The organism is Halorientalis brevis (assembly GCF_042678165.1).
Lineage (GTDB): Archaea > Halobacteriota > Halobacteria > Halobacteriales > Haloarculaceae > Halorientalis > Halorientalis brevis.
In genome coordinates this window covers 17,170-41,393 of the sequence record NZ_JBHUDJ010000010.1, presented here as the reverse complement: position 1 = coordinate 41,393, position 24,224 = coordinate 17,170, and the positions used below count along the sequence as shown (strand labels likewise).

The following is a 24,224-nucleotide window of genomic DNA, read 5'->3' as shown; positions in this document are numbered from 1 at the left end:
GTGCCAGTATGCAGGTCGCAGTACTCGGAGCCGGTAGTATGGGCCACGGAATCGCACAGGTGTCGGCGATGGCCGGACACGACGTCGTCCTCCGCGACGTCGAGGCCGACTTCGTCGCCGACGGGATCGCCGGGATCGAGGAGAACCTCGCCGAGGGCGTCGAACGGGACAAGGTGACCGAGTCCGAGATGGACGCGACGCTCGACCGCATCTCCGGGACCACCGAACTCGCCGAGGCCGTCGCGGACGCCGACCTCGTCGTCGAGGCCGTCCCGGAGGACATGGACCTCAAACAGGAGGTCTTCGCGGACGTCGAGGCCGCGGCGCCCGACGACACCATCGTCGCCTCGAACACCTCCTCGCTCTCCGTGACCGAGATGGCGTCCGCGCTGGAGCGTCCGGAGCGCGCCGTCGGCTTGCATTTCTTCAATCCGCCCCACATCATGGACTTAGTCGAGATCGTCGTCGCCGAGCAGACCAGCGACGAGACGGAGACGCGGGCGATCGAGTACGTCCGGGGAATCGACAAGGAGGACGTGGTCGTCCGAGACAGCGCCGGCTTCGCGACCTCGCGGCTGGGGCTCGCCCTCGGTCTGGAGGCGATTCGCATGGTCGAACAGGGCGTCGCCAGTCCGGCGGACATCGACGCGGCCATGCGGAAGGGGTACGGCTACCCGATGGGCCCCATCGAACTCGGCGATCACGTCGGGCTCGACGTCCGCCTCCACATCGCCGAGCACCTGCGCGAGGAACTCGGCGAGCGGTTCAAACCGCCACAGGCGCTCCGCCGGAAGGTCCGCGCGGGCAACCTCGGCAAGAAGTCCGGCGAGGGGTTCTACGTCTGGGAGGACGGCGAGAAAGTCGGCATGAGCGGCGAGTGGGGGGCCGACGATGAGTGAGTCGCTCGCCGCGCAGTCCTACGATCTGCTCTCCGTGACCGTCGGTGATCACGCCGACCGCGTGGCCACGATCGCCATCGAACGCCCGGACGCTCGGAACGCACTGAACGAGCAGGTCCGGACGGAACTGAAAGACGCCTTCGCGACGGCAGCGGCCGACGACGCCGTTCGCGTGCTCGTCCTCACGGGCGGCGACGGCTCCGGCGCGTTCGTCGCCGGCGCGGACGTGACGGAGTTCCGCGAGCGCGACCTCGTCGAGCAGCGGGAGGCGAGCGAGATGCCGCGCATCTACGAGACCGCCGACGAGCTGTCGATCCCCGTCATCGCTCGCATCAACGGCCACGCGCTGGGTGGCGGGTGCGAACTCGCACAGGCCTGTGACGTTCGCATCGCACAGGAAGGCGCCAAACTCGGCCAGCCGGAGATCAACCTCGGATTGATCCCCGGTGGCGGCGGGACACAGCGGCTGCCCCGCCTCGTCGGCGAGGGGCAGGCGATGCGCCTCATCCTCTCCGGCGAACTCGTCGACGCCACCGAAGCGGCCGAGATCGGACTCGTCGACGAGGTCTGCGAGGCAGACGCCATCGACGAGCGCGTCTACGACCTGGCGGGGGCGATGGCCGAGAAGAGCCCCGTCGCGCTCGAACTGGCCAAATCCGCCGTCCGCGAGAGTTCGCGCATGGGCCTGGACGCCGGTCTCGAGTACGAGTCCGAACTGTTCGTGCAGTTGTTCGCCACAGACGACAAGGACGAAGGCATCGAGGCCTTCCTCGACGGGCGCGACCCCGAGTTTTCGGGCGAGTGAGCGTCGACGGACCTGCCGTTCCCTTTCCGTAGCGTCGGTGCCCCGCTGGGTCTCCTCGGACGAACTGGCCTGTTCAGCGATAATTTGAGAAATTTTATGATTACTGGTGGGCACGATAGGGACAGCATGGCACTACAGACCGATGCCGACCGGCTAGCGCCAGCAGACGAGAGCCGGGCGGCGGCGTTCTGGCGGACCGCGTTCGAGTCGCTCGTCGAAGCGTTTCCGGAAGCAGCGTTCGTCGTCGACACGGACGGCGTCGTCACCCAGTGGAACGACGCGGTGTCGCGACTCCACGGCATGCGCGCTGAGGAAGCCGTCGGCACGAAAGCGTACGACGTCTTCGAGACGAAGGGCGAGTCGGAGACCCTGGCCGAACGCGTCGCCAGGACCGGCGAGGCCGTCCGCGAGAGCAAGATCCGTTCGTCCGACAAGAGCGACGGCAAATCCTCTCACGCGCGGGCTCTCGCCGTCCCGATTACGAACGCGGACGGCGAGACCGTCGGCGCACTGGAGGTTCTCACGGACGTGACCGAGATCATCGAGCAACAGGAATCGCTGCAGTCTCTCCAAACGGAGCTGTCAGAGAGCGTCCGAGGGGCAATGGACGATCTCCGCGGGGCTGCCGAGGAGATTTCGGACGAATCGCGACACATCAGCGACCTCACCCAGGACCAGGCGGCCGACCTCTCGGAGGTCCAACACGAGGTGTCGGATTTCAGCGCGACCGTCGAAGAGATCGCCTCCAGCGCCGAGGAGGTGAGCAGTCAGAGCGAGGAGACCAAAGACCTCGCCACCGAGTCCGTCGAGACTGCGGAGGAGACGATCGACCGCGTCGACGAACTGGCCGACGGCTCGGAGGCGTTAGCCGAGGACGCCCAGCACCTCCGCGAACGCATCGACGAGATCGACGGGATCGTGGACGTGATCGACGACATCGCCGAACAGACCAACATCCTCGCGCTCAACGCCAACATCGAGGCGGCCAGGGCAGACGGCGACAGCGACGGGTTCGCCGTGGTCGCAAACGAGATCAAAGACCTCGCCGACGAATCCCAAACTCGCGCGAAAGAAATCGAGCGGATCGTCGACGAGGTTCGCGAGATGGCCGTCAACACTACTGAGAACGTCGACGAAACCCACGAGACGATCCAGCGAACGGCCGAGGATCTCGAACGCGTCGTCGAGAACCAACAGTCGATTCTCGCGTCGGTGACCGAAACCGACCGCGGCCTCACGGAGATCGCCAATGCGACGGACAATCAGGCTGCGAGCGCTGAGGAGATCGCCAGCATGATCGACGCCATCGCCGACAGTGCGGCGGCGGTAGCGACGGCCATCGAGGACGTCACGACCGCCAACCACGAACAGAGCCAGAAGATCGAAGCCATCCTCGACGACGTCGACCGGATCGAACGAGAGATGGCCACGATCACGGAGCGATAGCCCGCTGCCCGAACCATCGTCGTCCGGCAGGGAGTGACCCCTGCTGCAACAAGTCCGTTTCGCATTAGTAAACATCTAGGTCGGTTGTACGCGCCATCAGGTAACGGTTGCCACGACACGCGTTGACTATGGTAAACTCTCTCGTGGGACAGAACCGGTCTTCTTTCCATCGAGCGTGTATTTTCGCGACATGGCGCGCCGAGTGGGCAGGCGCGATACCGCGGCTACCGTCTGGGTTCGGGCCACGGTTCACGCACGACCGTTTCGCATTAGTGAATCTTTTTAGGGTGGGGAAGTCACTGTCACGCAATGAGCAACCCATCCACTGGCGACGACGGCGCGAACGTCGATGGACGGACGCTGAAGAGCCTGGAGCGATCGTTCGCTATCATCGCTGAACTGAAATCGCGCGACGGCGCGGGCGTCACGGAACTGGCGAACGTGACGGGCCTCTCGAAGAGTTCCGTCCACAAACACCTGGCGACGCTTCGCGCCGGCGACTTCGTCAGGAAAGACGGTGACGTCTACCGTCTCGGACTCCGATTTCTGGACATCGGTGGCCACGTGCGCAACCAGATCGAGGGCAACACGCTCATCCGGGAAAAGCTCCGGGACCTCGCCGAGGAGTCCGGCGAGACGGCACAGTTCACCGTCACGGAGCACGGCCAGGCCGTCGTGCTGTATCGCGAAACCGGCAGCCACGGCGTCTTCTCGAAGGGCCGCGTCGGAAAGCGGTTCGACATGCACCTCACAGCGGCTGGCAAAGCAATGCTGGCCCAGATGCCGGAAGACCAGGTCCGGCGCCTCGTCGAAACCGACGGTCTCACAGCCGCGACCGAGAACACGATCACCAGCGAAGCAGAACTCTTTGCCGAACTCGAAGCCATCCGTGAGCAAGGATTCGCAGTCAACGAGAGTGAAAGCACGAAAGGCCTTCGTGCAGTGGCCGTGCCGATCATGGACCCGAACGACGACGTTCTCGGCGCGTTTGCCGTCGCCGGCCCTGCCCATCGACTCAAAGACGACCGCCTGACAAACGAGATTCCAGACCTCATTCATCGGAGCGTGAACGAACTGGAACTCAATCTCGCTCACTCCTGATCCCCACGCCTCGATTCTCCCGGTCGTACTACTGGAGCCAGCTTTCACCCGTTCGTCCAGCCCGATTCTCGCTTGCACTGATGCCGAATTATAATTCTCCACGTCTAATCGTATTTAATAAATAAACATAAAATACTACTCGAGATAGTGTGTGGAACGTTAGTCATACTCGGAAATTAGTGGCCGTGTGGGTATAATATGCGACTGTTCTGCTGTTCGCTAATACCGAACGGCCGGGCTGGCACCTTCGTGACGTAGCACTGTCAGCCTCTCGCGTTCCATTGCAGGTGTGAGTCGTCGGATCAGCCCTCGGTGCTGTGCGTAAGCCGCTGTGAGAAAGCGAGCGCCGTCTCAGATTTCAGTGATGCGCTCGTAATCGCTGGACAGCGCGGCAGCGTCTTCGGGGAGCAGCGCAACGAGGAGGTAGCCGGTGTAGTCGGCGAGGTACTCGACGAGCGTCGCGATCCGGGCGGAGTCGATGGCCTCCAGGGAGTCCAGGAGGATGAACGGAACGTCGTCGTACACTTCGTGGGCGAGGTAGCCTGCGAGTGCGAAGACGAGTCCCGTCACCTCGCGTTCGCTCTCCGAGAGGTGGTCGACCGTGTCCTCGTACGCGGCCCCCGATTCGGACGTCCGAATGACGTGCAGTTCGAAGACGGTCTTCGTCACTTTGCGGCGTCCCTCGCGCACCTCGCGTTCGACGCGTTCGATCCAGATGCGGTCGAGGTTCGCGTAGTCGAGCATCTCGAGGACGGTGTCCATGTGCTCGTTGAACTCCTCGACGGCGTTGGCTTCGATTCGCTCGATCTTCGTCCGGAGATCCTCGATCTCGGCTTTGACGTCGTCGAGTTCGGCCTCGAGCTCGCTCTGTTCGGCGATCCGGTCTTCGATGTCCGCGATGTCGCCCTCGACGCGTTCGAGGTCGTTCTCGAGCTTGCCGAGTTCGTATTCGAGCTGGTTCGCCTCCTTGTGGAGGTCCAGAACCGCACTGTAATCCTCGTTCTCGAGTTCGTCGACCTCCGCTTCGACGGTTTCGATTTCCTCGGTCAACTCCTCACGCTGTGTCTTGAGGCGCTCGATGGTTTCCTCTCCACGTTCGATCTCGGTCTCGATCTCGGTCAGGCGTCGTTCGACGCGTTCGCGTTCGCGCTGGGACTGTTTCAACTCGCGCTTTCGGTCGTTCAACTCCGAAATCTGGGTGTCGAGGTCGCCCACGTCGCTGATCTTCGTTTGGCTCACCTGCCGTAACTGATCGAGGGTGGCTTCGATCTGCTCGTTTTTGACCTCACTCCCACACGTCCAGCACGTCACCTCGTCGTCGGGGAGTAACTGGTCCGTGAGGTCACCCGAGGAGTCTTCGAGCAGGCCCTGGAACGCGGTCGAGTCCGCGTCGTCCAGCATGTCCTCGTTGAAGCCGATGACGCTCTGGAGTTGGTTCACCTCCGATTCGAGCGCCTGTTTGCGTTCGCGAAGCCGGCTGATTTCAGACTCGATTTCGTTTATCTCACCGACTGGTGCCTCGGGTAACTCGTCGAGTTCGTCCGCCAGTTCGCGTCGTTCCCCTTTGACGGCCTCGAGACTTTCGCGCTCGGTATCGAGGTCGTACCGCACGTCGTCCAGCGAGGATCGCTTCGAGCGGAGTTCGTCGAGTTTGTCTTCGAGTTCGGCCTTTTCTTCGCGAGTCTCTTCGACGTCGGCGTCTGCGTCCTCGAGTTCCGCTTCCTTCGCTTCGAGCTCCGCTCGCTTCTCCTCGATTTCGGTTTCCAACTGCGTCCGCTTTTCTTCCAGCCCCGGCAGTTGCCCTTTGACTTCGTCGATCTCCTCGAGTTCGCGTTTGAGCGATTCTCGCTCCTCCACGAGTCGGTCGATCTCAGTCTGGATCGCCGCGGTGTCGACCGGGCGCATGATGAGTTCGTGCAGGTCGTCGCTGGCAGCGACCGCTCGTCGGGCTTCGTTGGACTCCAGTAAAAAGGCGAACAGATCGGCGAGCGTCGGATCGTCGAGGTAGGGGTCTCCATCGGTGACGACGCCACCCGCACGGCGACTCAACTGCCGCGTATACGTCTCGTCGCCGAGGGTGAGTTCGACGGACGCTTCGTCGGCATCGCCTTTCATCGCGACGTTTTCGCTGCCGAGCGCCGCCATAATCGCCTGGAGGAAGGACGTTCGATTGGTTGCGTTCCGCCCGACGAGGATCGTGGTGCCCGGCGAAAACTCGACGGACGTGTCCTGTATCCCGCCGATGTTCTCCGCCTGTATTCTGGCCTTCGAAGAACTAGTTTGATGTTGTGACATAGGTCCACTATCGATTCTTTCAGTGATAAAATTTTACATCAGGTGGTGGCCTCGCCGCCCGGGTCGTGTGGTGACTCCCTACAGACTTCTGAGCAAAGACGAACGTCTAAGATAGCAATCTTAGATCTGGGGTCGCGGTCACTCCTGATCCGAACACTCACAGCCCCGATCGGTGAGAACCTCGAAAAAGTTCTTGTGCGTCCCGCAGTCCGTGCAGTGGACGCTGATCTCGACGAAGATATCGTACGAGCCCAGGGTGATCGCACCTGCCTGCCGGAGGCTATCGAGCGTGGTTTCCGACACGGCGATCAGTCGGCTCCGGAGTCGGTTGATCGTCTGGCGAGCGTTGTCGAGACGATCTTCGGGTTCGGTCTCCTTTGCTACCTCTCGCCCTTTCGTGAGGTACGTGTGGACCGCCTGGTGGGTGACGAAGTCCTGTTCGAGCTGCTCGACGTCGATGCCGTCGCGTTCCAACTCCTTCCGGACCCGTGTCTGCTCTGCCCGACTCACGTCGTCATCAGTGAGGACCTGGTACAGGTTTTCGACGTCGCCACTCACCTCCCGTCGATCCGTGTCGGCGATCGCCGAGCGCACTACCTCCTCGTTGAAATACGTCGCGAGCTCGCGTAAGCTGTGTGAGTCTCTGCCGTCGCCGAGCCAACGTGCCTCCAACTCACTCCCCATGCCGTCGAGTGAATAGCGCTCGATGACTTTCCCGACCTTGTACCTCGGCGCGTCGCGTTCCTCCGATGAATCAGTCATTAGCGCATCCGTTCGCTGAGGGGACACTAAAATGTACCTCGACGCGTCTCTGCCTCTGGCATTACAATCCTATGGCTGTAATAGCGATGGTCGACACCCACGGGAGAACAACATCGGCGTGGGTCTGAGCGGCGACCGAATTCCATTACACGCCTATTGCTGTAACGGGAATGCGGGGAGCACGGAGCGTTCGCAGTGCTGCGTTCTTACCGAATATGAACGGTGAGGTGCCGGTCCGTCGATGGCGCTTCGTATCCAATCGCTTACCGACCAACGCGAACGACGACAGGCGCCCTATTCCAAGTGAAGTGACGTACTCTGAATTATAAGTAAAATTATGGTTCAAACAAATAGTACTTGATATGAACTTATTTATTTATACCCCTCTCGACGAGGATTATTCTCCGCTGATATAATACGATTTAAATATCTGGAAATAATCGTGATAAGTGGAATACAGCGCACTCAATACCGATTATATCCCTTGTTATTATAGAATTGATGTACTGTCGAATCAAGGTTCGTCTATCTATAACACTACCTATCAAATTTGTAGCTATAACAGCAAAAAATGATAGGGAAGAAATACTATTGTGGTGCGGGTATTGGAAATATATCCTGGAAACATCACGATAAGGTTGCGGCAGTTGGGTGAGTACCTGTCGATCTGACGGGGTTCTTCGAGACTCACCTCATCGACAGACTCGACGTGGCTATCCGAGGGGTCAACGAACGGCTCGATCGACGGACTGTTGACAGTGACTCCGGTCGAGATGACGGCAGCCAAGCGAGAACGAGACACTGCAGGTGCGACGTGATTCCCGGAGCGGTCGCGTACTATTCCGGTTGCTCGAAGGCGACGAATCGCTCACCGTCGGCTGATCCGACGGCGAGTCGCACCGTCTGTCCGATTTCGACGGCGTCGGGATCGACGCCGCGGAGGTGGCCTGTGAGGGTGACGGGTCCGAAGTCCGCGATGGCGGTGACGTACGGACTGTCGTCGCTGAACCGTGGCGCGGGGACGGAGACCACGGTGTACGTTTCGATTTCGCCACTCTCTGAGAGCGGCGTTTTCGAGAGGTCACGACTGTGACACTCCGGACAGAGCTGTTGTGGCGGGATCGACCCGTGGCTCTCCGGACAGACGAGGTAGTACGGGTCGCCGGCCTCGATCGCGTCGAGGAACGCCGAGAACGCGCCGTCGCTGGCGTCAGTCATGCCACCACCTCCGCAGTGGCGAGTTGGCTGACTCCGAACCGGCGGTGATACGTCGTCATTGAACCACCTCGAGGACGTGCACGGTGGCACTGGCGACGGTGCCGCCTGCGTTCTGGGCGACCCCGACGGTCGGCGAATCGAGCGCGTCCGCTCGGGGATGGCTGCCCGAAAGCAGCGTCGCGACGGCGGCGACCTGTGCCGTGCCCGTCGCGCCGACCGGATGCCCTTTGGCCTTCAGGCCGCCCGAGAGGTTGACCGGCAGTCGCCCGTCCCGCGTCGTCTCGCCGCGACGGGCCGCGCCGATCGCCTCGCCCTCCTCGTAAAGGTCGAGCGCTTCCAGGGCGAGCACTTCCGCGATCGTGAAGCAGTCGTGGACCTCGGCGACGTCGACGTCGTCGGGTACCACGTCGGCATCGGCGTACGCTTCCTGTGCCGCGGCGCGGGTCGCGGGCGTCTTCGCGTAGGATTCGCGGTCCTGGAGCGCCATGCGGTCGCTGCCCTGGCCGCTGCCGGTGATCGCGACCGGGGCGTCGAGGCCGTGGTCCTCGGCGTAGGTGTCAGTCGTCACCACCACCGCGCTCGCGCCGTCGCTGATCGGGCAGGCGTCGTAGAGGCCGAGCGGGTCGGCGACGGCCGGCGCTTCGGCGACGTCGTCGACGGTGATCTCGGTCTGCAGGTGGGCGTGATCGTTGGCCAGCGCGTTCTCGTGGTTCTTGACGGCGACGTGGGCGAGATCGGTCTCGTCGCCCCCGTACCGCTCGAAGTAGGCGCGCGCCATAAGCGCGTACGCCGCCGGGAAAGTCACCCCAGGGCGGACTTCGTAGAGGTCGTCGGCCGCGACGGCCAGCCCCGCGGTCGCACCGGCGGTTCCCATGTTCGTCATGCGTTCCATGCCGCCGGCGAGGACCACGTCGGCCTCGCCGTTCCTGACGACGCGGACCGCGTCGCGGATCGCAAGACCGCTCGACGCGCACGCGCCTTCGATCCGCCTGGCGGGCGCCGTCGTGCCGAAGGCCTCGCTCATCAGGGGCCCCTGGTGGCCCTGGTTTTCGGACAGCGTCCCGACGAAGTTGCCGTAGAAGACCTCGTCGACGTCGTCCGGCGAAAGCCCCGCGTCGTCGAGTGCTGCGAGCCCGGCCTCCCCGAAGAGGTCCCGGCCCGGCCGATCGGGGTGTTCACCGAACGGCGTCATCCCTGTGCCAGCAATGCGTGCTCGTGACATGTGTGCTCTCGTGTCTTCCTCTTGTCGCGTTCAGTCGTCGCCGAACTGTACCGTCTCGTCGACGACCAGGACCTCACCAGCGTCGTCGTCGAGGAAGTTTTTCGTGTCCGCCTGGACCCGTTGGCCGGCCTCGCTCGCGAACACGTCGCCGACGCTCGCGTCCGCGTCGAGGTACAGCTCCGCGATCCCGTCGTAGGCGGCCTTGTCCGGGTCGGCGGGGATCGACGTCGCGTACTTCCTGACGCCGGGGAGGGCTTCCGCCAGCGGCGCGTGTTCGGTCAGCCAGTAGTCCACGAACTCCTCGTGGCTCAGCCCGTCCTGTCGGACGAGGAGATTGACAAGTTTCCGCATGGGTACAGGTCACTCGTTCACGACCTTTGTTCTATCGATCCCCGGGCCGTTTCGGCACACTTAGGTTGCACGTGGCAAGAGATTCCTGTGATGACCTTTCAGCTAGAGTCGATCGACCGCGTCGGGGTCGTCGGCGCGGGCACGATGGGTAGTGGAATCGCACAGGTCACCGCCATGGCGGGCTACGATGTCGTGATGCGCGACATCGAACAGTCGTTCGTCGAGAGCGGGTTCGAGACCATCAGCGACAGCCTCGACAGCCTCCTCGACAGCGACAAACTGACCGACGAGGAAGCGACGGCGACCCGAGAGCGCATTACGGGCACGACCGACCTCGAGGACCTGGCGGATTGTGACCTCGTCGTCGAGGCCGCCGTCGAGGACGTCGACGTCAAACAGGACATTTTCGCTGACCTGGACGAGGTCACCGGCGACGAGGCCGTGCTCGCGACCAACACCAGCACGCTCTCGATCACGACCATCGCCAGCGCGACCGAGCGCCCCGAACAGGTCGTCGGCATCCACTTCATGAACCCGGTCCCGGTCATGAAGGGCGTCGAGATCGTCGTCGGCGAGAAGACCGACGCCGACGTGGTCGCACTGGCACACGACTTCTCCGAGGACCTCGGCAAGGAGACCTGGGAGTCCGACGACAAGCCCGGGTTCGTCACCAACCGCGTGCTGATGCCCTGGATCAACGAGGGCATCCGCGCGTTCGACGAGGGCGTCGCCTCCAAGGAAGACCTCGACAAGGGCATGACGCTCGGGACGAACGTCCCGATGGGGCCGCTGACGCTCGCCGACCACATCGGACTGGACGTCTGTCTCCACGCGACGGAGACCCTCCACGAGGAACTGGGCGACCGATACAAGCCCGCGTACCTGCTCAAGCGAAAAGTCGAGGCCGGCGACCTCGGGAAGAAGACGGGGAACGGCTTCTACGAGTACGAGTAGCTCAGTCCTTCAGGTGGCGCGCGATGACTTTTTTCTGAATCTCTGAGGTGCCCTCGTAGATCGTGGTGATCTTGGCGTCGCGGTAGTAGCGCTCGACGTCGAAGTCCTTGGTGTAGCCGTAGCCGCCGTGGACCTGGACGGCCTCGTTGGCCACGTCGACGGCGGTCTCGCTGGCGAAGTACTTGGCCATGCTCGCGGACTTTGGGTGAACGTCGCCCTCGTTTTTGCGCGCGGCGTCGCGCGTGAGCAGGCGCGCGGCCTGCACGTCCGTCTGCATGTCGGCGAGTTTGTGGGCGATGGCCTGCTTCTCGATGATCGGCTCGCCGAACTGCTCGCGTTCGTTGGCGTACGCGACGGCGTCGTCCAGCGCGGCCTGTGCCACGCCGACGGCCTGACTGGCGATGGCGATGCGGCCGCCGGTCAGGATGGAGAACGCGGCCTTGAGACCGGCACCGACCTCGGTCAGGCGGTTCTCGGCGGGGATGCGCGCGTCGTCGAAGACGAGCGTCGTCGTGTCGCTGGCGCGCAGCCCGAGCTTGTCCTCTTTCTTGCCGACTTCGAGCCCGTCGATGTCCTTGGGCACGAGGAACTGTGTGACCGTGTTGGGGTCGTCCTTGTCGGTCTTGGCGAAGAGGATGACGACGCCGGAGCGTTTCCCGTTGGTGATCCACTGTTTCGTGCCGTTGATGACGTACTCGTCGCCCTCTTTGCGGGCTTCGGTGGTCATCTCGGCGGGGTTCGATCCGGCGTGCGGCTCGGAGAGTGCGAACGCCCCGACGGGCCGCCCGTCGACCATCTCCGAGAGCCACTCGTCCTGTTGGTCGTCCGTGCCGAACTGCCGGATACACGACGTCGCCAGTCCGTGGACCGACAGTGCCGTCGCGACGGCCAGGTGGCCACGGGCCAGTTCCTCGTTGACGATGCTGTAGGTGACCTCGTCGGCGTCGAAGCCGCCGTACTTCTCGGGCACCGTCAGGCCCGTCAGGTCGAGGTCGGCCAGGCCGTCCCAGATGTCTTCGGGGAACTCCTGGCTCTCGTCGGCCTCGGCGACGTTCTCGCTGACTTCGTTCTCGACGAACTCCCGGACTGTCTCCTGAATCATCCGCTGCTCGCTGGTGAGTTCCATCGGCACGGGCTACGAACCATGGGGTCCTAAAGAATACGATACGACCGTCGGGCGAGTTGGGCTCGTACAGGGGCCGAAATATATTTGACGGCCTTGATCAGGACACTCACTAAAAGTAGCAAAAGGTTTGTTCCGGGCCTCCCGTACTCCGAACGACATGGCACTCGTAGAACCCGTCGAAGAGGCAGTCGCGTGCATCGAAGACGGAGACACCGTCGGCATCGGTGGCTTCGTCGCCGTCGGCATCCCGGAGTACGTACTGAACGCGTTGGGCGACCGGTACGAAGCGTCGGGCGCGCCGGGCGATCTCACGCTCTATCACCCGGCGGCCGAGGGCGACCGGCAGGGGAACGGCATCTCCCACCTCGTCCAGGACGGCATGCTGGAGCGCGTCATCGGTAGCCACTGGGGGTTCGTTCCGGACCTGATGGAGAAGGTCGTCGCGGGCGAGGTCGAAGCGTACAACCTCCCGTTCGGCGCGATGGATCACCTGCTCCGTGACACGGCCGCGGGCAAACCGGGGACGATCACCAACGTCGGTCTGCGGACCTTCGTCGACCCGCGTCAGGACGGGGCCAAAGCCAACGACGAGACGACCGAGGACATCGTCGAGGTCGTCACCCTCGACGGCGAGGAGTACCTGTTCTACCACGCACAGCCCATAGACGTCGCCATCATCCGCGGGACGACCGCCGACGAGAACGGCAACCTCACGATGGAGCGCGAAGCGCTCACCGCGAACATGCTGGCGACCGCCCAGGCCGCGCACAACTCCGGCGGGACGGTCATCGCGCAGGTCGAGCGCGTCACGGAAGCCGGGTCGCTGAGCGCCCGCGACATCGACGTGCCCGGCGTCGTCGTCGACACAGTGGTCGAGGCACCGCCGTCCGAGCACAAGCAGACCTACGGCGAGGACTACAGCGGCGCGTTCAGCGGCGAGGTCAGAGTCCCCCAGGACGACGACGCCGAGCAGGCGCCGCTCACCGAGCGGACAGTCATCGCCCGCCGGGCCGCGATGGAACTGGTCCCCGACGCGGTCGTAAACCTCGGCGTCGGCGTGCCCGAGACGATTCCCGTCGTCGCGAGCGAGGGGAACATCAGCGACGAGATCACCCAGACCGTCGAGGCCGGTCCCATCGGTGGCTCGCCCTCGGGCGGCATCAGCTTCGGGACGGCCGTCAACCACGAGGCGCTCGTGACCTCGCCCGAGCAGTTCGACTTCTACGACGGGGGCGGCCTCGACATCGGCTACCTCGGCATGGCCCAGATCGACGCCGACGGCAACATCAACGTCAGCCGGTTCGGCTCCCAACTCCCCGGCTGTGGCGGCTTCATCAACATCACGCAGAACGCCGAGAAAGTCGTCTTCTGTGGGACGCTCACCACGGGCGGCCTGGAGGTCGACGTCGGCGACGGGACGCTCGAAATCGTGTCCGAGGGTGAGGGCACGAAGTTCGTCGACGAGGTCGAGCAGATCACCTTCAGCGGCGACTACGCCGTCGAGACGGACCAGCCCATCGTCTACGTCACCGAGCGCGCCGTCTTCGAGCTCTCCAGCGACGGACTGGTGTTGACCGAGGTCGCTCCGGGCGTCGACGCGGAGACTGACGTCGTCGACAACATGGCGTTCGATCCCGTCGTCGCCGACGACCTCGCGGAGATGAATCCGGCGCTGTTCCGCGAGGAACCGATGGACCTGAGCGAGTACGTCAACTAACTACGCGTAATCCAGATTCACCTGGATCACGTTCGCCGACCGCCGAACGACCTCGGCGATCTGTTCCTGCCGCTGTTCGTCGATCCGACTCCGCGGGCCGCACACGCAGACCGACGCCTGGACGTCGTCGGCTTTGTCGAGCACCGGCGCGGCGATACACACCATGCCCGCGATGCGCTCACCGTCGTCGACCGCGTACCCCTGTTCTCGGATGCTTCCGAGTTGGTCGAAAAGGACCTCCCGATCGGTGATCGTCCGGTTCGTGACCGCGACGAGTCCGTGGTCGTCCAGGATTTCCTCGACGCGCTCGGGCGGCAGGTACGCGAGAATCGCTTTGCCCGGCGCCGTCGCGTGGAGGGGCATCCGGGCGCCGGGATACGCGAAGAGGCTCACCGCGTCGGCGCCTTCCTGGATGGCGATGAGCACGCCCTGTCCGTTCTCTTCGATCATCAGCGTGACGTGCTCTCTGGTCTCTTCGGCGACCGTCTCGAGTTCCTCCGCTGCGGCGGTGAACACGTCGAGTCGATGGCGCTGCCGTTGGCCGACCTCCAGGAAGCGCGTCGAGGTTCGATAGATGTTGTCGGTTTTCGTCACGTATCCCGTCGCCGTCAGCGCCTGAAGATAATCGTGCGCGGTGCTCACGGGCATGTCGAGTTCGTCGGCGACCGCGGATCCCCGAAGGCCGCCTTCCTCAGCCAACACGTCGATGATCTCGAACGCCCGATCGACCGTCTGTCGTGAGCCGCTGGCCATGATACCGAAGACACGTCCCTCAAAGCTGGAAAGCCTTTCGAAATTGTCGAAACAAAGTACCGGCCGATCTTCCGATGACTGTGAGGAAAGCTACTCAGTGGTGTCGCAAAACATCTTCAGGTGACCCACGATCCGTCGACATGGGCTCCGACCGCAGATTATTACCTGTCCGATCGGTCGGCCGAACCAATACACCGAGCGATCGTCGATCCGACTATTTCGGAGACACGTATTGGCGGCGATAGCCACCGGAATCCGGTTCTGGTCGCCTCCATAGCTGTGTGGTGCCGGTAACGTGTCTTCAAGAAACTCGAAAGTGGATCGAGGGGCGGAACAGCGATACGAGAATCGGACTGGAGTCGCCACTACCCATTACGATACTACTTTTGTAATCGGATGCTGGCAGGAAGCGTCTCGGACTGGTGCGACTCACTCAGGTCCGTCACGAAGCAGCCGAGTGAAGTCCGCTGCTTCGGCAAGAGTCTGAAGCAGCGTTACAGAGCAGATGACGCCGTGCTGTCCGCGCGGGGGTGATCTTCCTGCGACGGTGGTGTTACAATCCTATGGATGTAACGGCAGATCCGAGATGACGGATTCAAAACTGGTGGGACTGGGTGTCCATGTTGATGTTGAACTCGATGACGTCGGCCGTGTTCTTCACTTTCTCTGGAAGCTCCTCCCGGAGGCGGTCACCTTGCATTCGACTGCGAGGGCCGGACAGGCTGATCGCACCGAGAACGTTGCCGTCTGGGCCGTCGATCGCGGCGCCGACGGCCCGCAAGCCGTCGACCTCCTCCTCGATGTTGTATGCGAACCCACGCTCCTCGACCGCTGCCAGTTCCTCGAACAGGCCGTCCAGGTCCGTTATCGTATTGCTCGTCCGGGCGTCGAGACCGTGTTGCTCGACGATCGCTTCGACGCGTTCGTCGGGGAGCCGTTCGAGGATCGCTTTGCCCGCCGCCAGGTGGTGGAGATTCAGGGATCGTCGCTCCATCTGATCGGAGTAGGTGTTCCCCATCGCGTTTTCGCCGCGTTTCAGGTAGACCACGATGCCGAGCCCGTGTTGCTCTGTGATCAGTTGTGCGTATTCGCCGGTTTCCGCGACGAGTTTGTCGAGTTCTTCCTTGCCGAATCGGTAGAGCAGACTTTCCTGTCTAACGTGTTCGCCGATGAGGATGAAACGAGGGCTCAGATCGTACTCGTCCCCGCGCTTGATGACGAAATCGTTCGCGCGGAGCGTTGCGAGGTGGTTGTACGCGCCCCCTTTCGAGAGGTCGAGGTAGTCGGCCATCTCGGTGACGGTCGCACCGTTGAGATTTTTCAGCGCGTTGACTACGTCCAGCGTCGTCGTGGACGTCTGTAGGGTCCTGGGCGAATCGGACTCGACTGGATCCGTTGGCATGAGTAGTCTACAAGCCGGGCTGATATATCGTTTGCGTACGACAAACGCGACCTGTCGGCTTGCCTCCGTAAACCCGGCAGATGGTTGCCGAACACGGCCAGTTATGAAAAATCAACGCACAGACTGGGGGCCTTTCCCACGGTACTCATGAACACACACTCGATCCGGCCTCTCGGCTGTGCGATGGCGTTTGCCGGAGACAAACGGGCGTCGGGTGGGTTCCATCCCGCGGAGGTGGTGGTGAAAGAAGCGGTCTCCGTGCGTGGTTCTGCGCTTTCACAGCGGCGACGACTGGCAGTGCGAGTCCGCATGAATCTTGTCGCGCGGCGTCCGCTGGATCGGATCGAAAATGCGTCGGTCTGCACTGTGTGGGTTCTCCAGCGGTGTCTGTGACCATGTGATCTCCGCGGCGTGCGTGCCTGCGGTGGTTTCGTCTCGCCCCGATTGCTGTTTGCGACGTGCGAACGGTTGGTCTGTTGACTCTCCAGGTGCATGGCCCGCCTACACTCCCGGCCGGCTTCTGCCTGACCGCGGCGTGTCAGTCTCGACGTCAGGTGTTTGTTCGCGCTTGGTGACGTGAATCACGTCGCGGGTGCGAGCGAAGCTGTCAGCACATGCGACCCCTCCGAAACACCTAACACCACATGTACGTATCAGTACTGCAGTGTGAAGCCTACGATTAGAGTTCTCAGTACGGGTGGGACGATCGCAAGTACCGACGGTGACGAGGGTGCACAGCCGAAGATCGATGGCACGGAAATCCTCGGGGACGCAGCCGAAGCGCGAGAGTATGCGTCGATCTCCGTCGAGGAGGTCGCTCGCATCCCGAGCTTCGACATGGACTTCGAGACGATGTCGTCTATCGTCGACAGAGCGCACGCGGCGGCTGCAGACGGCGTCGACGGGGTGGTCGTGACACACGGCACCGACACGATGGAGGAATCCGCATTCTATGCAGCGCTGACGTCTTCGGCCGACGTGCCGATCGTGTTCACCGGAGCACAGCGCCGACCCGACGAGCCGAGTCCGGACGGGCCTGCGAACCTCATCAACGCCGTCCGTGCCGCGGCACACGACCGTCTCCGGGCGGCGGGCGGATCGTACGTCGCCTTCAACGACCAGCTCCACGCGGCCTGTCGTGTGACGAAGGCCCATACGTCTCGGGTCGAAGCGTTCGAATCGCCCGATTCCGGGCCGGTCGCGTCATTCGACCGCGCCCGCGTTCGGTTCCATCACGAGCCACTCGCCTCGGAACCGACGTGTGACCCCATCGTCCCGACGGCGTCGGTTCGGATAATCCCGAGCGGCGTCAGCACGCCACGCGATCCGATCGACGACGCGATCGACGCCGGCGTCGATGGCCTCGTTATCGAAGGGACTGGCATCGGGAACACGACGAGCGCTCTCGGCGACGCGATCGCCGACGCGATCGACAACGACGTCGCGGTCGTCGTCGGGACGCGGTGTCACGCCGGCGCGACGCTCCCCGTGTACGGGAGCGACGGCGGCGGCGAAACGCTGCGGCAACACGGGGCCGGGTTCGCGGACGATCTCTCCGTCCAGCAAGCGCGGATCAAGCTCGCACTGGCGCTGTCGACTAGCGAGAACCCGCTCGACTGGTTTCCAACTCACGGCGAGTGACCGCCGACGGTCTGTCATAACTGGCCTGCTGCTGGACGTGGCACTGTAGCAGCCGGGGGTCTCACCTCGATCCGTTGCTCACGATCGTGAGGGCTGAGTCGGCGACTTGGACCAGTTACGCAGGTCGGCTCGGCGAGACGTCGCCCGCACAGGCTCACGGCTCGAGTGGCACAGTGAGAACGGGACGGCGCGCGAAAAATGCAGGAGTACCCAGGTAGACATGCGAGTACTCGGGCCGTGCGTCCGGTTTCGAGTTAGACGTATTTCCCTTCGCTCTCGTACACCGACGGGTCGTCCTCGAACTTGTTGGCGATCGTCTCCAGCGTCGAGAACTGTGCGTTCTCGTGTTCTTTGACGTACTGGATGAAGTCCTCGAGGAGCGGAATCATGTGGGGCTTCCCGTGGACGTCGGGGTGAATCGTGAGGGTGTACACGCCAGCACCGCGCCGGTTGTAGAGGAAGTCGAACTGCGCTTTGTACAGTTCCTCGTAGATCATCTTGGGGCTCGCGTATCCCATGTTGTAGTTCGGCTGCTTGATGAACATCATCGGCGGAATGTCGTCGCGATACCAGCTGATCGGAATCTCGACGACGTCCGTCTCCTCGCCGTACTCGTAGGGGGTCATCCAGGTCTCGGGTTCCTGGTCGTACTGGATAGGCTCCCAGTCGTCGCCCTTCCGCATGTACCCGGGCTCGAACTCCCGCTCCATCAGGCTGCTGTCGTAGAGGAAGTCGTACTTTTCGACGAGTTCCGGCGTGTTTTCGCTGAACTCCCACCAGCTCGCCCGGTGTCCGACCGGCTTCGACCCGGTGACGTCCTCGATGAGATCGATCGATTTCGCGATGATCTCGTCTTCCTGTTCGCGCGAGAGGTCAGTCGGGTTCTCGTGTGAGTACCCGTGGACGCCGATTTCGTGCCCCGCGTCGGCGACCTCCTGCACGTTGTCACGGAACGTCTCGATGGAGTGGCCGGGGATGTACCAGGATCCCTTGATCGCCTCGGATTCGAGGAGTTCCAACATTCGCGGAATGCCTTCGTTCCCGGCCGAGAGCCCGCGTGAGAGGTCTGCAGGTGAGTCTTCGCCACCGTACGAGCCGAGCCAGCCGGCAACACAGTCTACGTCAATGCCGATTGCTACGTCTATATCTCCCATAGCTACGAGAGAACTCGGGCAGTGTCATGTAATAAACACTCATGTGGGGGTGTATTTTGCCGCTAAGGCTCGACCAGAATTCGGCGCAATACGCATATAGCCTGGGAACATGGGTGAATACGTTGTCTGGACTAGTCGTCGAAGGCCAATGAGAGCGACACCGTCGGCCAGGTCGTGCGTACGGGACCTGGCACTGGAAACTAAACAAGGCTGAATATCTGTGCAATATATTGTATACAATCCAAGATATAGGCGCACAACCGAAAAGTATTAAATACATTGGTGTATGTGTGGTATTGTATAATATGGAAGGCGTTAACAGACGTAACTTTATGAAGTACGCTGGCGCTGCTGGCGCAGCCGGAATGCTCGCGGGCTGTTCGGGCGGCGGTGGCGGCAACGGCGACGGCAAACGGCCCGTCGAGTGGATGTCCACGGCATGGGGCGGTCGCGAAGGGCAGGTCGAGAAGTTCGAGGAGATGACCGACATCGATCTCAATACCACCACTGCGACGATCCCGACGATTCAGCAGCGAATCCTCGGCGGCGAGCGAGAGAGCGTCGACGCCTACACGGTCGAGTCGTCAGGTGCTGGGGCCCTGGCCCAGGCCAACGACGCGACGTTGCCGGTCCCGACGGCGGACCTCGACAACTGGAACGAAGACCAGATCAGTGACGCGTTCACCGCGCCGGGCGAGCGTCTGAGCCACCTCGGCAAGCAGACCGAGACGATCAACGACCTCCTCTGGGCGGACGACGAGCAGACGGAGCTCCTGTTTCCCCCGCACGTGTACAACTTCGACGCGATCGGCTACAACCCGAAGTTCGTCGACGACGTCTCGCTGTGGAGCGCGCTGTTCGACGAGCAGTACAAGGGGAAAGCCTCGATCGGTGAGACCGCGTCGATCACCATCCCCGAGACGCTCATGCACATGCTCGACAACGACATCATCGACGGGGACGTGGGCGACCTCAACAACCCGAACAAGGACCAGCTCGACGCCGCGGTCGACTTCCTGATCGAGCAGAAAAAGGCCGGGCAGTTCCGGGCGACCTGGACGGCCTACGGCGCGTCCGTCACCCAGATGGCCAGCGAAGAAGCCATTATCGGCGACATCTGGCAGCCGGCAGCGATGGACATCCGTCGCCAGGGGACGCCGTGTACGTACGCGACGATGGACGGCAGCGGCCTCCAGGGCTACCGCTACTGGTACGGCGGGATCGGGCTCACGAACCCCGGCGCGAAAAATCGCGGGAACGTCGAGGAAGTGCAGCGACTCATCGACGACGTCCACTACGGCGCGTGGTTCCCCGGCTTCATCCAGGGCTGGGGCTACTCGGTCCCCCACTACGAGAACAAGGAACTCGTCCGCGACGGCTCCGACGACTCCGGCGACGGCATGGGGCCGGAGTACTACGACTGGGCCTACGAGGGCAAGGCCACCTACGACGCGGTGGACGAGCCGGCGCTGTTCGACCCACAGCAGTACGACTGGTCCGACGAGGAGGGCAGTCCGAACTCGGAGGGTTCGACCCGCGACAGCGGCACCATCGAAGAACGCTTCGACAACTCCGGGTTCTTCATGATCTGGCCCGACAACGCGGATCACATGCTCGAGCGCTGGCGTGACTTCCAGGCCGCCTGAGGACAGGTGAGTCACCGCACATGTATTCAATGACATCTTCACGGAGTCCCCAATGAGCACGGAAGAGGCAGTCGACGATGGACCGGCGCCGAGTAGACCCAGCGGCGAGGGCGGCGTCCTCGGTCTCAGCGAGGAGTACGCGCTCTCCTTGCCGACCGTCGTCTGGTTCGTGGTGTTTCTGGTGCTACCGATCGCAGTGATCGTCTACTACAGTTTCCTCACGTACTCGACGTTTGCCGTCGTCCAGGAGTTCACGCTGTACTCCTGGCAAGAGACGGTGTTCTCGGACACGGTCGTCGACACGTTCGTGCGGACGCTCGTCGTCGGCGTCGCCGTGACCCTGGTGACGCTGGTGTTCGCGTACCCGATCGCGTACTACCTGCGATTTCAGACGAGCGAACTCATGGGGATCATCCTGCTGCTGTTCATGGTGATCCCGTTCTGGACGTCCGAACTCATCCGCGTCCTCGGCTGGTACCCCATCCTGGGCCGGTCCGGGATGGTCAACTGGGTGCTGCTGTCGCTGGGCGTTACGAGCGAACCGCTCAGGTGGCTCATGTTCAGCAACTTCTCGCAGCTCGTCGGCTACCTCCAGAACTACCTGGTGTTCATGGCGGCGCCGATCTACATCTCGCTGTCCCAGATCGACGAGGACCTGCTCGACGCGTCCGAGACGCTCCGCGGTGGCCCGATCGCCACCTTCCGGAACGTCACGTTCCCGCTGTCGCTCCCCGGCGTGGCCATCGGCAGCATGTTCACGTTCGTGCTGGCCGTCGGGAACCTTACCGTCCCCTCGTTCCTGAGTTCCGGTGAGAGCACCATCACAACGCTGATCTACCTCGAAGTGAACCGCGGGCTGAACTACCCGAACGCCGGTGCGATTTCGATCGCCCTGCTGGTGGTCATCTTCGCGTTCGTGTTCGCCCTGTTCCGCGTCGTGGACATCAGCGACATCGCCCAGAGTTAACCGAAAGACTCGCTTTTTCTCTCAGTCCCAGATCGTGCCGTCCGTCTCGGCGAGGTACTCCTCGTGTTTCTCGCCGCGGTCGTCGAAGATGACGTCGTCTTTGCCGGCCGGCTCTCTGGTGAACTCCGCGTCGAAGGCGTCGTCGATCCTGAGCACCAGCCCCGCGAGTTCGACGGCGGTCCGGTAGCCCTGCAGCGTCGTCGCGTACGTATCGAGTATCCCCGCCTCAGTCACGTCACCGACCCGGCCCGCCGGGAGGACGAGCCCCGTCTCGTACCCGCCAGCGTCGGCACCGGCCCGGAGATCGGCGACGACCGACAGCGGGTCCATCCCGCTGTTTTTCGCCAGCCCGAACGGAATGCGTTCCACAGCGTCCGCGAACCCCGCCATCGCGAGCTGTTCGCGTGACGCCGTCGCCGGAGCCGCGGTGCGAACGTCCCGGGCGATCCCGACGTCGATGGCCCCGCCACCGGGAACGACGCCACCAGGGCTGGGCCCCGCGCCGCGAGCCATGGCGACCGCTCGCGCTGCTTTCCGGAACTCTCGGGTGGCTTCCTCGCCGACGTCGCCCCAGCTCCCACAGAGGAGCGCCGTGACCGACTGCGGTTGCGCGCAGTCGTCGACGACGACGATCTTCCGTCGCTTCCGTCGTTTTCGGCGCCTCTCGACCATGAGCTGGGTGACGGTCCCGGCGTGGCCGAGATCGTCCGGCGCGACGTCCGTCGGGTCCTTCACGACAGTCCCCCCGGTCGCGCGGGCGAGCCGCGTGAGGTTCTCCCGGTTGACGCCGCGGATACCCATGACGTCGTTGGCCGCCAGCAGTTCGAGGAACTCGCTGCTGATGCCGAGGCGGGTCACGACCACGTCCACGCCGAGGTCGACCAGGCGGTCGACGATTTCGTGCCGGCGCGCGGCGTAGACGTCCTCGAACGACTGGACGTCGGTCGACCCGTCGAGGTGAATCGTCGCCTCGGCCTGGAGGTCGGGGTCCATGAGGCCGCCGGACCGACCGTCGCCCACGTCGTTTCGCTTGTAGCCGCCGACGACGAGCACCGTCGCGTCCTCGATCTCGGTCGGCATGTCGTCGTGTGCGACCTCGTTCCGCGTGAGCACGGTGCCCCGGACGAGTCGCGAGTCCGCGATCGAGCCGGCTTTGACCTGCGTCACCGCGAGCCCGTGTTCGTCCGGGTAGCCGACGACGTCGACCGCGTCGACGGCGTAGCTCGCCCACTCGTCTCTGCGCCCGCCCACGTCGTTGCCGGTCATCACCGTCGTCGCCACGCTTCTGGCGACTGCGTGCGGGTCCGGAAACGCCTCGGGGAGACGACGGGCGTCGTCCAGCGACCGTTCTGCGATCGACAGGGCGTGGACGTATCCTCGCTGGACGTCGGTCGGGTGGACTCCCTGATCGAGCAGGGCCGCCGCTTCGTCGAGCAGGGACGCTGCCAGAATCAGCGTCGACGTGACGCCGTCGGGGACGACGGCACCCTCGACGCTGGTCTCTCCGGGGTGCGCTGGCCCGGCGATCCGGCGCACGATCGGGGCGATGGGGTGTTCGAGCGGCAAGCGTTCCAGGATCGACGCGCCGTCGCTCGTGACGACGTAGTCGTTGTGTGCGACCTGCTTCGGATCGGGGTCGTTCTGTGCGGCGACCTGGTTTCCGACGAACTTGTCGTTCGAAAGCGGCCCGAGCGTCGTCGCCAACGCCCCGGCGATACCGCGGATTGCAACGATGTTCGCGTCTGGGAAGGATAGGTCACTACCATCGGTCGACATGACCGTCAAGTGGCGTCCGGATTGTAAAACGGTGTTGCTCGCGCCGCTCCCCTTTCGACCCCAGCGCCGACCCGACCCTTCGGAAGGGAATGGCAACCGTGGCGGTACTTCCCAAGGACTTATTAGTCAGTCAATCTTGTATTGGACGATGGCTACTCGACAGACGCAGCGGGACAGGTCAGTCCTCGCTTCGTTCCTCGGCCGCTTCGACAAGAAACGGATACTCACCGCCTACTTCGCCCTGGCAGTGTTGTACGTGTACGCGCCGATCATCTCCGTGATGCTGTTTTCGTTCAACACGGGCGGCGTGACCGCCCCGTTCGACGGGTTCACGCTGCAGGCCTACACCGAACTGTTCGCCAACCAGAAGATGGTCGATGCGATCGTGCGGTCGCTGCAACTGGCGCTCGTGGTCACCGTCATTACGACGGTGCTCGGGACCGCTACGGCGCTCGCGTACCGATACGATTTCTGGGGACAGCGCGGCCTGCTGTACCTCATCACGCTCGGTATCATCACGCCGGGCATCACCTACGGGATCGGCGCGCTGTTGCTGCTGACCGAAGTGCTGTCGTTCAGCCGCGGCCTGTGGCTGGCAGTGCCTGTGCACGTCGTCTGGACGCTCCCGTTCGCCGTGATCGTGCTGCTGGCGGGGTTCCCGCCGAACCTCCGGGAGAACGAGCGCGCCGCCCACGTGATGGGTGCCAACAAGCTCACGACGTTCCGGAAGATCGTCCTGCCGCAGATCCTGCCGACCGTCCTCGGCGCGGCCGTGTTTGCCTTTACCCTCTCGTACAACGAGGCCGAACGCGGCCTGCTGCTCGTGGGGCAGGAGACGACGATGCCGATTCAGGTGTTCACCGTTGCCTCTGCCGACCGGCCGACGGCGGACCTGTTCGCCCTCGGGAGCGTGACGACGATCTTCTCGACCGTGCTACTCGTCGTCGCCGGCTGGATCGTCATTCGCAGCGCGACGAAGAACTGATCGT

General features: G+C 63.2%; 20 protein-coding genes. 10 read left to right on the top strand and 10 right to left on the bottom strand.

From position 1 onward, the window contains the following. Positions 1-8: 8 nt before the first annotated feature. The 4 genes from ACFR9U_RS15000 (at position 9) to ACFR9U_RS14985 (ending at position 4,251) form a co-directional block, all read left to right on the top strand. Positions 9-899 (top strand): 3-hydroxyacyl-CoA dehydrogenase family protein, encoded by an 891-nt coding sequence (locus ACFR9U_RS15000; RefSeq protein WP_247382248.1) that lies wholly within the window; start codon positions 9-11, stop codon positions 897-899. Further along, positions 892-1,704, top strand: coding sequence for an enoyl-CoA hydratase/isomerase family protein (locus ACFR9U_RS14995; RefSeq protein ID WP_247382246.1), 813 nt, complete (start codon positions 892-894; stop codon positions 1,702-1,704). Before ACFR9U_RS15000 ends, ACFR9U_RS14995 begins: the two co-directional genes overlap by 8 nt. A 126-nt stretch (positions 1,705-1,830) precedes the next feature. Further along, complete coding sequence (locus ACFR9U_RS14990; RefSeq protein WP_247382245.1) at positions 1,831-3,150, top strand: methyl-accepting chemotaxis protein; 1,320 nt, start codon at positions 1,831-1,833, stop codon at positions 3,148-3,150. A gap of 309 nt (positions 3,151-3,459) precedes the next feature. Continuing rightward, positions 3,460-4,251, top strand: coding sequence for an IclR family transcriptional regulator (locus ACFR9U_RS14985; protein WP_247382243.1), 792 nt, complete (start codon positions 3,460-3,462; stop codon positions 4,249-4,251). Between the two features lie 351 nt (positions 4,252-4,602). Here the strand turns inward: ACFR9U_RS14985 and ACFR9U_RS14980 are convergent, their stop codons facing one another. From ACFR9U_RS14980 to ACFR9U_RS14960, 5 genes are all read right to left on the bottom strand, one after another. Beyond that, entirely contained in the window at positions 4,603-6,546 is a 1,944-nt protein-coding gene (locus ACFR9U_RS14980; protein WP_247382241.1) for an archaea-specific SMC-related protein, read from the bottom strand. Positions 6,547-6,684: 138 nt separating this feature from the next. Beyond that, positions 6,685-7,308: a rod-determining factor RdfA gene (gene rdfA, locus ACFR9U_RS14975; protein WP_247382239.1), complete on the bottom strand. Its 624-nt coding sequence runs from the start codon at positions 7,306-7,308 to the stop codon at positions 6,685-6,687. An 837-nt stretch (positions 7,309-8,145) separates the two neighbouring features. Next, complete coding sequence (locus tag ACFR9U_RS14970) at positions 8,146-8,526, bottom strand: Zn-ribbon domain-containing OB-fold protein (protein WP_247382237.1); 381 nt, start codon at positions 8,524-8,526, stop codon at positions 8,146-8,148. A gap of 55 nt (positions 8,527-8,581) precedes the next feature. Beyond that, the gene (locus ACFR9U_RS14965; protein WP_247382235.1) at positions 8,582-9,748 is read right to left on the bottom strand and encodes a thiolase C-terminal domain-containing protein; all 1,167 of its coding nucleotides are present in this window, start codon (positions 9,746-9,748) and stop codon (positions 8,582-8,584) included. A 30-nt stretch (positions 9,749-9,778) separates the two neighbouring features. Beyond that, positions 9,779-10,099 (bottom strand): EthD family reductase, encoded by a 321-nt coding sequence (locus tag ACFR9U_RS14960; protein ID WP_247382233.1) that lies wholly within the window; start codon positions 10,097-10,099, stop codon positions 9,779-9,781. Between the two features lie 90 nt (positions 10,100-10,189). Between ACFR9U_RS14960 and ACFR9U_RS14955 the strand changes: the two genes are divergently transcribed. Then, positions 10,190-11,053 carry a 3-hydroxyacyl-CoA dehydrogenase family protein gene (locus ACFR9U_RS14955; protein WP_247382231.1) on the top strand — a complete coding sequence of 288 codons (864 nt, stop codon included), beginning with the start codon at positions 10,190-10,192 and terminating at the stop codon, positions 11,051-11,053. A gap of 1 nt (position 11,054) precedes the next feature. Here the strand turns inward: ACFR9U_RS14955 and ACFR9U_RS14950 are convergent, their stop codons facing one another. Further along, on the bottom strand, positions 11,055-12,179 hold the full coding sequence (locus ACFR9U_RS14950) for an acyl-CoA dehydrogenase family protein (protein ID WP_247382230.1): 1,125 nt from the start codon (positions 12,177-12,179) through the stop codon (positions 11,055-11,057). A gap of 157 nt (positions 12,180-12,336) precedes the next feature. Here ACFR9U_RS14950 and ACFR9U_RS14945 point away from each other — a divergent pair, with 157 nt between their 5' ends. Next, positions 12,337-13,896, top strand: a complete 1,560-nt coding sequence (locus tag ACFR9U_RS14945) for an acyl CoA:acetate/3-ketoacid CoA transferase (RefSeq protein WP_247382229.1) — start codon at positions 12,337-12,339, stop codon at positions 13,894-13,896. On the opposite strand, the gene ACFR9U_RS14940 is transcribed toward ACFR9U_RS14945, so the two are convergent. Together ACFR9U_RS14940 and ACFR9U_RS14935 are read right to left on the bottom strand one after the other, a co-directional pair. Further along, positions 13,897-14,649 carry an IclR family transcriptional regulator gene (locus ACFR9U_RS14940; protein WP_247382228.1) on the bottom strand — a complete coding sequence of 251 codons (753 nt, stop codon included), beginning with the start codon at positions 14,647-14,649 and terminating at the stop codon, positions 13,897-13,899. A gap of 595 nt (positions 14,650-15,244) precedes the next feature. After that, positions 15,245-16,051: an IclR family transcriptional regulator gene (locus ACFR9U_RS14935; protein WP_247382227.1), complete on the bottom strand. Its 807-nt coding sequence runs from the start codon at positions 16,049-16,051 to the stop codon at positions 15,245-15,247. Between the two features lie 666 nt (positions 16,052-16,717). On the opposite strand from ACFR9U_RS14935, the gene ACFR9U_RS14930 reads away from it, so the two are divergent. After that, positions 16,718-17,692, top strand: a complete 975-nt coding sequence (locus ACFR9U_RS14930) for an asparaginase (protein ID WP_247382226.1) — start codon at positions 16,718-16,720, stop codon at positions 17,690-17,692. Between the two features lie 254 nt (positions 17,693-17,946). Here the strand turns inward: ACFR9U_RS14930 and ACFR9U_RS14925 are convergent, their stop codons facing one another. Further along, positions 17,947-18,846 (bottom strand): polysaccharide deacetylase family protein, encoded by a 900-nt coding sequence (locus ACFR9U_RS14925; protein WP_247382225.1) that lies wholly within the window; start codon positions 18,844-18,846, stop codon positions 17,947-17,949. Between the two features lie 305 nt (positions 18,847-19,151). Between ACFR9U_RS14925 and ACFR9U_RS14920 the strand changes: the two genes are divergently transcribed. Continuing rightward, positions 19,152-20,492, top strand: a complete 1,341-nt coding sequence (locus ACFR9U_RS14920; protein WP_282594436.1) for an extracellular solute-binding protein — start codon at positions 19,152-19,154, stop codon at positions 20,490-20,492. Between the two features lie 52 nt (positions 20,493-20,544). Beyond that, positions 20,545-21,459 (top strand): ABC transporter permease, encoded by a 915-nt coding sequence (locus ACFR9U_RS14915; RefSeq protein ID WP_247382223.1) that lies wholly within the window; start codon positions 20,545-20,547, stop codon positions 21,457-21,459. Between the two features lie 21 nt (positions 21,460-21,480). On the opposite strand, the gene ACFR9U_RS14910 is transcribed toward ACFR9U_RS14915, so the two are convergent. Further along, positions 21,481-23,235 (bottom strand): TCP-1/cpn60 chaperonin family protein, encoded by a 1,755-nt coding sequence (locus tag ACFR9U_RS14910; protein ID WP_247382222.1) that lies wholly within the window; start codon positions 23,233-23,235, stop codon positions 21,481-21,483. Positions 23,236-23,383: 148 nt separating this feature from the next. Here ACFR9U_RS14910 and ACFR9U_RS14905 point away from each other — a divergent pair, with 148 nt between their 5' ends. After that, positions 23,384-24,220, top strand: a complete 837-nt coding sequence (locus ACFR9U_RS14905) for an ABC transporter permease (RefSeq protein ID WP_247382220.1) — start codon at positions 23,384-23,386, stop codon at positions 24,218-24,220. Positions 24,221-24,224 lie beyond the last annotated feature (4 nt).

Bases quoted from the DNA above. Each gene is read 5' to 3' on its own strand.
- ACFR9U_RS15000 (WP_247382248.1), top strand. From the start codon at position 9: ATGCAGGTCGCAGTACTCGGAGCCGGTAGTATGGGCCACGGAATCGCA.
- ACFR9U_RS14995 (WP_247382246.1), top strand. From the start codon at position 892: ATGAGTGAGTCGCTCGCCGCGCAGTCCTACGATCTGCTCTCCGTGACC.
- ACFR9U_RS14990 (WP_247382245.1), top strand. From the start codon at position 1,831: ATGGCACTACAGACCGATGCCGACCGGCTAGCGCCAGCAGACGAGAGC.
- ACFR9U_RS14985 (WP_247382243.1), top strand. From the start codon at position 3,460: ATGAGCAACCCATCCACTGGCGACGACGGCGCGAACGTCGATGGACGG.
- ACFR9U_RS14980 (WP_247382241.1), bottom strand. From the start codon at position 6,546: ATGTCACAACATCAAACTAGTTCTTCGAAGGCCAGAATACAGGCGGAG.
- rdfA (WP_247382239.1), bottom strand. From the start codon at position 7,308: ATGACTGATTCATCGGAGGAACGCGACGCGCCGAGGTACAAGGTCGGG.
- ACFR9U_RS14970 (WP_247382237.1), bottom strand. From the start codon at position 8,526: ATGACTGACGCCAGCGACGGCGCGTTCTCGGCGTTCCTCGACGCGATC.
- ACFR9U_RS14965 (WP_247382235.1), bottom strand. From the start codon at position 9,748: ATGTCACGAGCACGCATTGCTGGCACAGGGATGACGCCGTTCGGTGAA.
- ACFR9U_RS14960 (WP_247382233.1), bottom strand. From the start codon at position 10,099: ATGCGGAAACTTGTCAATCTCCTCGTCCGACAGGACGGGCTGAGCCAC.
- ACFR9U_RS14955 (WP_247382231.1), top strand. From the start codon at position 10,190: ATGACCTTTCAGCTAGAGTCGATCGACCGCGTCGGGGTCGTCGGCGCG.
- ACFR9U_RS14950 (WP_247382230.1), bottom strand. From the start codon at position 12,179: ATGGAACTCACCAGCGAGCAGCGGATGATTCAGGAGACAGTCCGGGAG.
- ACFR9U_RS14945 (WP_247382229.1), top strand. From the start codon at position 12,337: ATGGCACTCGTAGAACCCGTCGAAGAGGCAGTCGCGTGCATCGAAGAC.
- ACFR9U_RS14940 (WP_247382228.1), bottom strand. From the start codon at position 14,649: ATGGCCAGCGGCTCACGACAGACGGTCGATCGGGCGTTCGAGATCATC.
- ACFR9U_RS14935 (WP_247382227.1), bottom strand. From the start codon at position 16,051: ATGCCAACGGATCCAGTCGAGTCCGATTCGCCCAGGACCCTACAGACG.
- ACFR9U_RS14925 (WP_247382225.1), bottom strand. From the start codon at position 18,846: ATGGGAGATATAGACGTAGCAATCGGCATTGACGTAGACTGTGTTGCC.
- ACFR9U_RS14920 (WP_282594436.1), top strand. From the start codon at position 19,152: ATGGAAGGCGTTAACAGACGTAACTTTATGAAGTACGCTGGCGCTGCT.
- ACFR9U_RS14915 (WP_247382223.1), top strand. From the start codon at position 20,545: ATGAGCACGGAAGAGGCAGTCGACGATGGACCGGCGCCGAGTAGACCC.
- ACFR9U_RS14910 (WP_247382222.1), bottom strand. From the start codon at position 23,235: ATGTCGACCGATGGTAGTGACCTATCCTTCCCAGACGCGAACATCGTT.
- ACFR9U_RS14905 (WP_247382220.1), top strand. From the start codon at position 23,384: ATGGCTACTCGACAGACGCAGCGGGACAGGTCAGTCCTCGCTTCGTTC.